The organism is Moorena producens PAL-8-15-08-1, from assembly GCF_001767235.1.
Taxonomy (GTDB): Bacteria; Cyanobacteriota; Cyanobacteriia; order Cyanobacteriales; family Coleofasciculaceae; genus Moorena; species Moorena producens_A.
Map to the genome: position 1 here is coordinate 4,244,366 of NZ_CP017599.1, position 11,908 is coordinate 4,256,273.

Here is an 11,908-nt window from a genome sequence, read left to right on the forward strand (position 1 = left end):
GATTGGCGCACTTTGCATGTAGTTTGGCGCAACTTGCTAGTCAAATTTACCGCTTCGTTAGTATAAGATCAAACTGAATCGACATTCAAGCTTGAATTGTCGTAGTCCAATCACAAAAATTAGTTTGAATCCAAAATGAGTAAGACAATTTTAATTACAGGAGCAAGCAGCGGTATTGGAAAAGCAACTGCAAAATTGTTCCAGGAAAAGGGTTGGAAGGTGGTTGCGACCATGAGAACTCCAGAAAAGGAAACAGAACTAACTACCCTTGATAATGTCTTAGTGACAAGACTAGATGTTTTAGACCAAGATTCAATTACAAAAGCCATTCAGCTAGGTATTGAAAAGTTCGGCAAAATAGATGTTTTGGTAAATAATGCCGGTTATGGTGCTTTTGGTATTTTAGAAGCAACTCCCAGGGAAAAGATAACAAGACAATTTGATGTTAATGTTATTGGTCTCTTGGATGTAAGCAAAGCAATTATTCCCCATTTCAGACAAAATAAAGATGGTATATTAATTAATATTTCATCGATTGGTGGCAAAATGACATTTCCATTATTTTCATTATATAACGGAACTAAATTTGCTGTTGAGGGGATTTCCGAAGGTCTGAGTTTTGAACTGGAAGCAATTGGCTGCAAAGTTAAAATTGTTGAACCAGGAGTGATTAACACGGATTTTGCTGGTCGATCCCTTGATATGAACAACGATGAAAGTTTAACTGAGTATCAAGAATTAATTGGTAAGCTGTTCAATTCGATGGAATCTTTGGCTGAGCAGGCTTCTGAGCCTATTGTTGTCGCTAACGTGATTTATGAAGCAGCAACAGACGGCACTGATAAATTGCGATATACTGCTGGCGAAGATGCCAGGATGATGGTAGCTAATCGAAAAGAATTGGATGATAAGACCTTTATCCAAGGTATTAAAGAGCAATTTGGCATCTAGTTCAAATAGAGCGTTTCTCCTGAAGGGGCGAGGAAATAGCCTGGAATTATTGGTATGTAAAGCTAGTATAATTTTGTGCTATAAAAAGGGGCGTTGCTGCTTCAAGGAATGGTATAATGAAAAGAAAACCATTCCTTGGATAAGCAACGCCCCAGAGGTAACCAAAGTCCCTTCAGCCATAAAAAAATAAAGCACAGTCTATACAAGGGTTTAGAGTGCAGTGCTTTCAGCCAGTATTAGGTATATTGCTCATCTGCGGGAAAACCAGACCAGTTCCCCTGTGAGCTACTCCCTCTCCCCTTTTAGCAGTTCGCGCTTATTAATCAAATTCAGCAGCAGTTAGGGAACAATCTACCCATAGCCACCTTGTTCCAAAGCCAAAGGATTGAAGAGTTAGCAACTATTCTCCGCCAGTCGAAAAATTATTCTATCATCTCTGATTAAAAGATGTCGAATCTTGGCTTTGCGTTAAAATGACAATACCCGGTTTTGATGAAAAAGGAAACTTACCACCTGGCATACATTGGACTACATGGCTAGAATTTCAAGAGCGTTTTGGTACTAACGTAACGCGGTTACGCCAGATAAAAGGACTCAAAAAAGCAATGGAGCAATTAAAGGCAGCGGGATGTAGAACCATTTATATCAATGGCAGTTTTGTCACAAGTAAGCCCAGACCAAATGATTATGATGCATGTTGGGATACAGAAGATGTGGATGTAAATTATCTCCTTACTCATGCACCCAGATTACTCAATCCTATCGACCGCGATGCACAAAAAGCTATCTATAAAGGTGAGATTTTTCCTTCAGAGCAGCCAGTTGGCATTTACGAGATGAACTCCCTAGAATTATTTCAAAAGGATAGGAATAAAAACGCCAAAGGAATTATTGCTATAGATGTATTGAGGTGGGAACCATGATTAAAAATCAAAGACAGTATGACTACAGCCAAGAATTAGTTCGTCAATTTGAATCTGACTTATCTGTTTATGACGCTCAAGATGAAGAACTCAAAAAAAATGATTGTTGGTGGAAGATTAAGCGCGATTCATTACAAAGTCATCTTAATGCTTTAAAAGCCGAAGTTGCTGAATACGAAACCCTCATTAACCATGACGTTCGTACTCCAATTGTTTTGAAGCTTGATGATATTAAAAATTTACCACAACTTATTATCAAAGCTCGACTAGCTGCTAATATAAGCCAAAAACAACTGGCGGATATCGCTGGTTTAACCGAGGAAAAAATCATAGAATATGAAGATAAAGACTACCAAACAGCGAGCCTTATAGATTTTTTGTTTGTCCTTGATGCCCTGGATATTAAGCTCCAAAAAGGTGAGTTTTTAGTTCCTATAGATACTCTCAGAATAACCCCAATCACCGCAGGATAATTGATGGGTAATACGTCTAGTGAAACCTCTCAATCAATTGGGTGCATTCTGACAGGGAACGAGGCATGGGAGTCTTATGTAGTCAGCGATACAGCAGAAAGAGATAAAAAAAGATAGGTCAAAAGTAGTCCCCCTAACCTATCTCAACAAAATGATAGCGTGCCCTATACCAAAAAATTATCCTTGCTGAAGCTGCGTAACGAGCGCGTATCTATTTCTAAACTTGATGGTAATTAGTTTACAATTGCTCAAACAAGTGAAGTTAGATGTCTTAGCCGAATCCCTCAGGGGGTGACAAGCTAATTTAAAATCTTACAGGGGTTAGGTTTTAGGGGTTAGGTGAAGCGTGAAGATTGCCCTTGCGGGATGGATTGAATAAAACTATAGAAGAAGTTGAATTGGTGAAAATTGCTTCAATTGCTGGCAAATACAAATGACTCATCGCACTCATTTTACCCAACACCATTAACCATTAACCATTAACCTATTTAGGTTTGAGCTTTGTTGTCACCCCGTGAGGTAAAACATACATCTTCTAAGCGTGAAATAATTTTTTTTACCCAAACTATAGGGAATACAGAGAATGTTTAAAGTTATTTGATTAGTTGTCTATAGCTATGATAAATAACGGCCTCTAATCCCCTAACCACAATCAATTCAGCGGGTGATATCATTTTTGCTGTTTGACACCGTGGTGCGTTACGGGCAGCAACATAACCAAAGGCTAGAGGCGGAAAATGAGGCCCCCCTAACGCACCCTACCCAACTTTTTTACAAATATGAGATGCACCCAATTCAGCCGTTTATTCTCACCGCCACTTTTTTTGGTGCAACATCTGAGTTTTACCCAATTAGTATAACAGTAGCGCTAGATACACATAAGTTTGCCTGTGCTGCAACTGAGGCAAACGGTTGTGATACAATCATATGGGCTTAATAAAAAAAAAGGAAGTATTTGATGAAACGTCTTTTTTCCTTGCTGCTGTCAGGAATCCTGATGGTCTCTAGCACGCTATTGTTGGGTATCGCCGTCGCTGAAGGCGTTGCCCCCGGTCAAGCACAAGCACTGGTTGAAGAAAGTTTGCCTGAAGAAAGTCTGGCTGAAGAAAGTCAGACTGAAGAAAGTCTGGCTGAGTGTTTTTACAGTCGAGTGAGTAAGGGTAAGGATGTGAAAGAATGTGACTCGGCTTTAGAAAAAAAGCGGAACGCACTCAAATCTGTTGAACTTAAAACAGCTGCTCGCTGTTTTAAACTCCAAAATATGGTGGAAACAAACAAGCCTGAATATCTGAGGCTTTATGACGTGAGGGATTGCCATTTCTTCATAGAAGACAGTCCGTTTTGGACTAGTATTTACTATGGCGATGATGACTCTCCTTGTAAATACGATTCGCTTTATAAGGAGTACGTCTGCGAATAATTGTTCGTCCGATCGCACTACTGTCTGTGTATCATATCAAACCTAATTTGTGGGCAGATTATATCAGTCAAGAGCTTAAATATCTCTCGTTAAATCTAAAATTAATTTAGCTTTTTAATTCATGAGATTTTTCGACCTCAGAGTTAGAAGAAGTTTGGCTTACTCCCTTGAAAGTTTTCATGGAACAGCCAAAATTTATTAGTGGGTTGTCGGGAACTTTGGACAAGGTAACTTCGGCTCAGGGTAAAAGAATTGACCCAAACAGGATCAGAAATGGGTTACCTATCGGTAACCCATCAGTAACCCATCGCTTGGGATCATGCTACCTGAAGCAATGACTCCTTCAAGCGAGTTTGGTCAAACCCCCGCTGATGAAGCAGTACCCAGGATTCGATCAAATCAGGACCATTGACATCCCCAGTTAGTGCAGCACGAAGCGATCGCATAACCAATCCTTTCTTGACCTTTTGCGCTTTTGTGACTTGGTTAATAATCTGCTTAGCTTCCTCTGGACTCAGCGGTTGGTAATTACCGAGTTGCTCAAGAATAGCTTGCACCACCTCACTAGCACCAGCTTTTTTGAGCTGCTCTACTGCCTGCTCAGTGTACTCAACCGACTCAGTAAAGAACATCCGAGTCATATCTACTGCTTCTGGCAAGCGAGTCAAACTTGGCCCAATCATAGCAGTCAACCGTTCCAGCCAAGGGCGATTTTCCACAGGATCACAGTTGTAGCCAGCACTTTCCCAGTAGGGGATTAGCAAGTCCACTAACTCAGATGCACTCATCTGGTGGACATATTGACTATTAATCCAATCCAGCTTAGCCCAGTCAAACTTTGCCCCAGCTGGGTTCACCCGTTCAAAACCGAACTTTTGAGCGGCTTGAGCCAAAGTAAAGATTTCCTGAGTGGAGTCAGGGGGAGACCATCCCAGCAATGTCATATAATTAACCATCGCCTCAGGGGTAAAGCCCATGGCTTTGAAGTCAAAAATAGAGGTTACACCATCGCGCTTGGATAGCTTCCGTCCCTCATGGTTAAGAATCAGAGGTGTATGGGAAAATTCTGGGACTACACTCCCTAGGGCTTCATAGAGCAAAATCTGTTTAGCAGTATTAGCAATATGGTCTTCACCACGAATGACATGGGTAATCTGCATATCAATGTCATCCACCACCACAGCTAGGTTGTAGAGAGGCTGACCGATACCATTATCTTGAGATGCCCTAGCAATGACCATATCACCTCCAAGGTCACTGCCTTTCCAGGTGACTTTACCTCGGACGAGATCATTCCAAACAATCTCCCGGTCATTATCAATCATAAAGCGGATCACCGGCTTGCGCCCTTCCGCCTCAAATGCTGCTTGTTGTTCTGGTGTCAAATTGCGATGGCGATTGTCATAGCGGGGTGCTTCTTTTCTAGCCTTTTGAGCTTCCCGCAGTTGTTCTAGTTCCTCAGCTGTAGTGTAGCAGCGATAAGCCAATCCCTGGTCTAAGAGTTGTTGAATAGCAGCACTATAAAGGTCAAGACGTTGGGATTGGAAGAATGGTCCTTCGTCCCATTCCAGTCCCAGCCAAGTTAAACCATCAAAGATGTTTTGGGTATATTCCTCTCGCGATCGCGTTTGATCGGTGTCTTCAATGCGCAGAATAAACTTACCGCTGTGGCGACGGGCAAATAGCCAGTTAAATACAGCGGTTCTAGCGGTACCAATGTGTAAATTTCCGGTTGGACTTGGGGCAATACGGACTCTAACTGTCACAGCTGATTGCTAAGAAGCTAATTACTATAGTCTTTTCCTCTCTATTGTACCTGCAACAATCGACTAGTCCGGCGGTTATCATCTTTAGGAGCAGTCAAAATTATCCCATATAGCACTAAGCATTAAGGTGTTTGACATTTATACAAGCAGCAAAAGCCGTTATAGTACACTTTTGCCTTTTGCCTTTTGCCTTTTGCCTTGCGCGTAGCGCTATATTTCTTCTACGGGACTGACGGGGCTCGAACCCGCAACTTCCGCCGTGACAGGGCGGTGCTCTAACCAATTGAACTACAGTCCCAATCTCCGAGCCATTTACTATTGTTATGTATGACTGGTGTATTTGTCAAGGCTTTTTTTGAAAAAAACTGAAAAATACTTTGAGCAGTCACTTTAGAGCTCTGAGCTCTCAGCCGATTTGCCCTGAGCTTACCCTCGACCAATGACCGAAGGCTCAGTTTATGGCTCAGACCAGTATAACCTATCCTAGGGTTCACGCAATAGGGTGCGTGATTCACGCACCCTAGGGCTCACTATTTTTTTTTCAAGACCAACTAAACGGGCAAGGGGTCTCCCGTTATAATCGCGTGATTTAACGGGAGGGGAATTGCGCGACGGGGTCTAGAGGAGATCGTCAGTGGTACAATAACATCATGCGATTAACCTATTGCTACAGAATCAAACCGAATGCCGAACAGATAGCTACGATGGAAAGGTGGCTAGAACTGTTGCGTCGTCACTGGAACTATGCTCTCGGGCAACGGCTTGATTGGTTAAATCGGACTCGTTGTTCTATTGACCGTTGCAGTTTAGAAAAAGAGGCAATAGGTTAAATTCCGCAAGTCGTCAACTACTACACTCAGCAAGCAGCACTGAAGGAAACCAAGAAGCTGTTCCCTGAGTACAAGCAAATCTATGCCGAAACTCAACAAGTTAACCTACAACGACTAAATAAAGCATGGGATAGATGGCGTAAACCTGACAAATCTGGAAAACGCGGAGGGAGACCTCGGTTCAAGAAGCAAGGTCAACTACGGTCATTTGTGTTTCCACGGGTCAACAATGCCAAAGCAGGAGCGCATCTAAATGTTTATTGGGCTGCGCCCAAACATTTATCAAAGGATGGCGTGCTTAAGCTGAGTCGAATTGGTGAAATACCTGTGGTAATGCACAGACCTATTCCGAATGGGTTCACCTTGAAGCAATGTACCATCATCAAAAAAGCAGACGGTTGGTATGCCTGTTTTTCAATGCAAGATGATAGAGTCCCTGAGTTGTTACCTATGGATTTGGTTAAATCTGCTGTCGGTATTGACGTGGGTTTAGAGAAATTCTTAACAACATCAGACGGTGATGGGATTGAAATTCCTCAATTTTATCGTTTGACTCAGAATAAACTGGCTAAGGCACAACGAGTTCTGTCGCGCCGTGTCAAGGGTTCCAAAAACTGGGAGAAGGCTAAACATAAAGTTGCTTTATTGCACTTACACCTAGCCAGATGTCGAAAGGAATTTCACTATCAAGTTGCACATTGGTTATGTAGTAAATATGATTTGATTGGGTATGAAGATTTAAACATCAAAGGACTCGCTCGGACTAAATTAGCCAAATCGATACATGATGCTGGATGGGGGTTATTTTTGGAGATCTTGCAAGCAGTGGCGGTCAAACGCGGCTTGTTAGTCCAGAAAGTCAACCCACGGGGTACAAGTATTGAGTGTTTCAATTGTGGAAAACGAGTAGAGAAGGACTTGAGTGAAAGAGTTCATCATTGTCCGAGTTGTGGGGTCAAGGTTGACCGTGATTGGAACAGTGGTATTAATATTTTGAATCGTGCATTAATGGCGGTTGGACTGCCGCTCAATGGCTGTGGTAAATCGGTACAAGGTACTGAGGAACAGCAAGTCTCATTTGTGAATCTGAGAAGCCTACATCATAATCTTTGATTTGATGTAGGAGTGGTCACAAACCTTATTTACTGCTATGCCATAATCACCGTTCTGTGTTGGTATTGGAGACTTTTGAGATTAAGATTGCCTCTGAAGCTGTTCTGCTGAATGGATAAAATCGTTCCAGGCTAAGAATTAATAGGAGCATCAAAACCTGTACTGGCCAAGGTGCCATAGCAAAACCAAATATTAGACAGACAATGGTGCTGCCTACTCCCAATAGGCGAGGGATTTCGTGAGAGACTCTCCAAGATATCAAGATGCTCCCTAGGGCAGTTACGAGAAGAATTAGAAAAAGTGGAAGCATATTAATCACCTGTTATAAAAGAAATTCTAGACTTCAATAATTTCCAGATCTCTAAATACCAGACCTCTAAAAATTATAGAGAGGGCTCTCCTCCATCCAATGATGGCGAAAGCCCCCTTTAGATTTAATTTAGCATCTACCTATACATTTTGTGTGTAAGCTAGAGCACAAAATCTAATAACTTAAGAAATTGTTGCATAACTTCATGCTAAGTTTTGAAAGTTAATAGTATTGGGCAAAGTGTTGGACAAAAAGTTTACTAGCCACTCCTTGAGGTGATATGTAGCGCGGCAATCATCTTCATTGTAGCGCTGGATCATTTCGAGAATAGAGTGATTGCCTGTTTTTAACCACTGGTCATACAAACACACAGATTGGGAGCCAGTCATATCCGGATCCCGCCACTCAAAGCCCAAGCATCTCGCCAGATTTTTCAGAGAATAACTCTCCACTGGCATGGTGACAGTATCAATAACTATTTGATGAACATCCACGAAACGATCTAGCAGGGGTCTAACTATCTGTCGTGGAGTTTGGTAAAGGGTTGCTAAGCGCTTGACCGTATCAACTTCATACTTGGAAAAATGGAAGATTGGGGCATCTGGATAACGCTCAACTAAGTCTAGAAATTGTAGCCAGATGAATCCTTCTTGCCAAGAATGTTCTGCGAATAGGTTATGGAAAGTCTCAGTTTCAGTGCGTCGATCAATCACCAACACCCCTAACAAATACTCCAGGGGCAAATCAGGCTGTGCTTCAATATCAAAATAAAGCTCAACAGATGCTGTCGGTAAAGAGTCTTGATTCGGGAGGTCTGCCGAGATTTTGGCATTACCATTCCCTCGCTCTAGTTGTTCGTATTCAAGTATACTAAAGTAGTGTTTGGGATAAAGCAGCACCCGCTTTTGTACCTGAGATTGGGCTTGCTGCACCAGCTGGAAAGCTACTGAGCTACCAAAGCTTGGCTCTAATTCACTAATCGTGGACGTGGCTAAGGATTCGATTGTGGTTACTCCCAAAGCCTTCAAATCCTGATAGCGGCTGGGTGTTACTCCAGGCAATAGGGAAATGTGCTCCACAGATTTAGCGATCGCATAACAACTGTGATACCAACAGCAAAGACTACACCGCTGACGGGAAATGAACACCTCTGGTTCTTGTCGCTCCAATAGAGTCTCAATACATTCCGATAGCAGTTGTTCCATCAGTGGCACCCATCGTTCTATTACCACGGTGTAGCACTTTTGGTTACGCAAAATTAATGAGCCAGTGGTGGGCCACTGTCCTTGTACTGCTGCTAACAGCTGAGCACGAAAAGCAGTAAGGATTTTATACTCTGGCTTGGGTCGTTTGCTGAGCTTAATGGTGGTGGGAACATAGATCCAATCACCAAAATTAGAACGTCCCGGCTGTTTGACCAGTAAATCAGGAAAACATAGCAATGTCACCCCGTCACCAGTTGGCATCAACAGTACCCCTCCAGAAATGTACTCTGTCCCTTGTTGCATCAGTTTCAAGGTGGCCTGTGCAGCAGCGTGCCAATCTGTTCTGGGGTAGCGGGGTGAGTGGTGGGGCACAGTAGCCAGAATCTGTTGTTTATGGTCTCGGCTTTTCTGTTGCAGTTTCAGCAGAAAATCTGAGGGTGGGTCTTGCTCTGTGGGATCTCCATAAATGTCCAAAAACGCCCGACGCCGACAGCGTTTGTAATCTAAAAGTAATGCGTCCGTCAGCAGCATAATTATAGTTTCAGGTGACCCCGCATAGCTGGTGATACTCGGCGCTAGGCATGAGATGCCACCAGCTATCCAGGATGAATTAATCCGGTCAACCCCGATTGATTGATCAATCCAAGGTTTATCCCGCTTTTATTAATTTATGTAAATTTACCGAAACATTCACTGATCAACCAGGGATTACTTAACAATTATTTACATAAAGGCTTGATTTAATTTTACGGAATCCCACCGCTCAAAAGTCTAGTAATCACGGGCTTTCGCTCTCTAATGAAGGGGAATTAAAGCAAGACTGGCAACAGAATCGACTCTGGCAAAAAAAATTAATTATGACACCGTGCTGGTAAAATCTTTATAAAAGATTAAATCTTTAAGAGATCACTGTAAGAGTCTATCAAAAACAGGAGAACACAAATTGACTTACTCAATCTTGCTTGCTGCTGCATCTGCCGTTCCCAACACCCTGGAATGGAGTCCGACAGTCGGAATCATCATGATTGTCTGCAATGTGCTAGCGATTGCCTTCGGAAAAGCTACTATCCAGAATCCTAGCGAAGGTCCCGCCTTGCCTATGCCTGAGTTTTTCGGTGGCATGGGTCTTCCCGCCCTACTGGCAACCACCAGCTTCGGTCACATCCTAGGACTAGGCACTATCTTAGGATTGGCTAACATGGGGATTCTCTAGAAGTTAAAAGCTGTGGGGTATAGGGCGAACGGGACTAGTGATGATGGTTAGGTTGATCCAGAAGTGATCACTCACAGCAAATTCTCACCCGGTCACCCTAAACCCGATCACCTTATACCCTATCTCCTAACAGGTATCCCTGCTTGGCCAATAGTGCTGTACCATAAGCAGCCGCTGTGTGAAGAGATTTCAACATCGGTACCATGAGCTGACGCTCTCGAATCCTTGTCCAGGTAGGATTTTTGGCACCACCACCAGCTGTATAGACACCGGTTAACGGACTTGCTCCAAGCTGTTGCAACAAACGATATCCCCTAGCTTCAATTCGGGCTATGCTTTCGAGGATTCCTTGGAGAAATTCCACGGAATTATCGGGTTTCGGTTCCAATCTTGGGGGCAGATCAGGGTCATTAATGGGAAAGCGATCGCCTGGTCTAAGTAAGGGATAATAATCCAGGGGACTTTCTTGCTCGGGATCGATTTGAGAGCTGAGACTTTCTAATTCTGTGTCAGTGAAAAAGTGGCGTAGCACTGCTCCACCCGTGTTCGATGCGCCACCGGTAAGCCATAAATTTCCCAATCGATGACTGTAAATCCCAAATTTGGCGTCTTCTACACGAGTGGTACTCAATAGTTTCAATACCAAGGTAGACCCAAGGGAGGTTACCGCTTCACCTGGTTGTTTGGCACCACTAGCGATAAATGCGGCAATACTATCGGTGGTACCTGTACAGACTAGACAATCTGGTGATAATCCCAAGCCGTGAGCTACCTCAGGGGTTACAACTCCAACTGGTGTACCGGGAGCCAAGACCTTGGGTAGCATGGATGAAACCGGTAGCTGTTTGATCCAGTCAGGATAGCAAAGATTTTCAGGATTATAACCAAGCTTTAAGGCATTGTGATAGTCACTAATGCCTAATTTGCCATGGAATAGAAAGGCTAACCAGTCTGCTTGATGGAGAAAGTATAGGGGATTAGTTTCAGCAGAGATATTGCTAATCAAATCTGTACAGTCATACCACCACAGAAGTTTGGCAAGGCTGGAGGTAGCACTTAAAACAACATGGTTGGGAGGAGCAATGGTTCTAAGTTGTTCCATCACAGCTACTCCTCGTGGATCGTTGTAAAGGATGGGTGCATCTACAGGTTGACCGATGCGATCGCATAACAAAACCGTTGCGGAAGTGCCATTAATTGCGATCGCATTAATCTCACCCTTGATTGACTGGGGAATTTGCTCAATCAGGGAAAATAATACCTTCTGCCAGTGTGTTGCGGTATCGATGGTGATGGCTTGGATTGGAAAGGGATATTGAGTCTCGGCAAAGATAGTACCAACAGAGTCAATTACTACTGCCCGTGCGCCAGAGGTTCCGAAATCGATGCCTAGATAGACAGTCATTAGGGATTAGGGATTAGGGATTATGGATTAGATTATGATGCAACCATCAACATTCAACCTACCCTAAACCGAGCGCCAAGGGAACATTCAAGCTACCCAAGATAAACCCATCTAATTTTATGAGTCCTATATATTTTTTTTTATTAAATAAGCACTATATGTGAATAATCCCTTGTTAACAAGAACAATACCGATGCAGTCGGCCAAAGGGTGTTTCCGACCCTTGCGCTTTGCATGGCTGACAAGCCAGGGATTATTAATAAATCTTCCGGATGACCCAGCAATATGGGTTTACCCTG

General features: G+C 43.1%; 9 protein-coding genes, 1 tRNA gene and 1 pseudogene. 6 read left to right on the forward strand and 5 right to left on the reverse strand.

Features of this window, described 5'->3' with window-relative positions:
• Positions 1-135: 135 nt before the first annotated feature.
• The 4 genes from BJP34_RS15810 (at position 136) to BJP34_RS15830 (ending at position 3,767) form a co-directional block, all read left to right on the forward strand.
• The gene (locus BJP34_RS15810) at positions 136-951 is read left to right on the forward strand and encodes an SDR family oxidoreductase (protein ID WP_070393164.1); all 816 of its coding nucleotides are present in this window, start codon (positions 136-138) and stop codon (positions 949-951) included.
• Between the two features lie 473 nt (positions 952-1,424).
• Complete coding sequence (locus BJP34_RS15815; RefSeq protein WP_070393165.1) at positions 1,425-1,874, forward strand: DUF6932 family protein; 450 nt, start codon at positions 1,425-1,427, stop codon at positions 1,872-1,874.
• Positions 1,871-2,347: a helix-turn-helix domain-containing protein gene (locus BJP34_RS15820; RefSeq protein ID WP_070393166.1), complete on the forward strand. Its 477-nt coding sequence runs from the start codon at positions 1,871-1,873 to the stop codon at positions 2,345-2,347. The genes BJP34_RS15815 and BJP34_RS15820 overlap by 4 nt, the downstream gene beginning before the upstream one ends.
• Positions 2,348-3,305: 958 nt before the next feature.
• Positions 3,306-3,767: a hypothetical protein gene (locus BJP34_RS15830; RefSeq protein WP_070393168.1), complete on the forward strand. Its 462-nt coding sequence runs from the start codon at positions 3,306-3,308 to the stop codon at positions 3,765-3,767.
• Positions 3,768-4,084: 317 nt separating this feature from the next.
• On the opposite strand, the gene gltX is transcribed toward BJP34_RS15830, so the two are convergent.
• Positions 4,085-5,533 (reverse strand): glutamate--tRNA ligase, encoded by a 1,449-nt coding sequence (gene gltX / locus BJP34_RS15835; RefSeq protein WP_070393169.1) that lies wholly within the window; start codon positions 5,531-5,533, stop codon positions 4,085-4,087.
• Between the two features lie 224 nt (positions 5,534-5,757).
• Positions 5,758-5,831 (reverse strand) — tRNA-Asp (locus BJP34_RS15840).
• A 352-nt stretch (positions 5,832-6,183) separates the two neighbouring features.
• On the opposite strand from BJP34_RS15840, the pseudogene BJP34_RS15845 reads away from it, so the two are divergent.
• Positions 6,184-7,476 (forward strand): annotated as a pseudogene (locus BJP34_RS15845) (RNA-guided endonuclease InsQ/TnpB family protein).
• Positions 7,477-7,522: 46 nt separating this feature from the next.
• Here the strand turns inward: BJP34_RS15845 and BJP34_RS15850 are convergent.
• Both BJP34_RS15850 and BJP34_RS15855 read right to left on the reverse strand, forming a co-directional pair.
• Positions 7,523-7,738 (reverse strand): hypothetical protein, encoded by a 216-nt coding sequence (locus BJP34_RS15850; RefSeq protein WP_149031002.1) that lies wholly within the window; start codon positions 7,736-7,738, stop codon positions 7,523-7,525.
• A gap of 251 nt (positions 7,739-7,989) precedes the next feature.
• Positions 7,990-9,522: a TM0106 family RecB-like putative nuclease gene (locus tag BJP34_RS15855; RefSeq protein ID WP_070393171.1), complete on the reverse strand. Its 1,533-nt coding sequence runs from the start codon at positions 9,520-9,522 to the stop codon at positions 7,990-7,992.
• A 412-nt stretch (positions 9,523-9,934) separates the two neighbouring features.
• Here BJP34_RS15855 and psaK point away from each other — a divergent pair, with 412 nt between their 5' ends.
• Positions 9,935-10,204 carry a photosystem I reaction center subunit PsaK gene (gene psaK, locus BJP34_RS15860; protein ID WP_070393172.1) on the forward strand — a complete coding sequence of 90 codons (270 nt, stop codon included), beginning with the start codon at positions 9,935-9,937 and terminating at the stop codon, positions 10,202-10,204.
• 112 nt (positions 10,205-10,316) lie between these two features.
• Here psaK and BJP34_RS15865 read toward each other — a convergent pair whose 3' ends face one another.
• The gene (locus tag BJP34_RS15865; protein ID WP_070393173.1) at positions 10,317-11,609 is read right to left on the reverse strand and encodes an FGGY-family carbohydrate kinase; all 1,293 of its coding nucleotides are present in this window, start codon (positions 11,607-11,609) and stop codon (positions 10,317-10,319) included.
• Positions 11,610-11,908: the final 299 nt, after the last annotated feature.

Coding starts and splice junctions, on each gene's coding strand:
- BJP34_RS15865 (WP_070393173.1), bottom strand. CDS start 11,609: ATGACTGTCTATCTAGGCATCGATTTCGGAACCTCTGGCGCACGGGCA.
- BJP34_RS15820 (WP_070393166.1), top strand. CDS start 1,871: ATGATTAAAAATCAAAGACAGTATGACTACAGCCAAGAATTAGTTCGT.
- BJP34_RS15830 (WP_070393168.1), top strand. CDS start 3,306: ATGAAACGTCTTTTTTCCTTGCTGCTGTCAGGAATCCTGATGGTCTCT.
- BJP34_RS15855 (WP_070393171.1), bottom strand. CDS start 9,522: ATGCTGCTGACGGACGCATTACTTTTAGATTACAAACGCTGTCGGCGT.
- BJP34_RS15810 (WP_070393164.1), top strand. CDS start 136: ATGAGTAAGACAATTTTAATTACAGGAGCAAGCAGCGGTATTGGAAAA.
- BJP34_RS15815 (WP_070393165.1), top strand. CDS start 1,425: ATGACAATACCCGGTTTTGATGAAAAAGGAAACTTACCACCTGGCATA.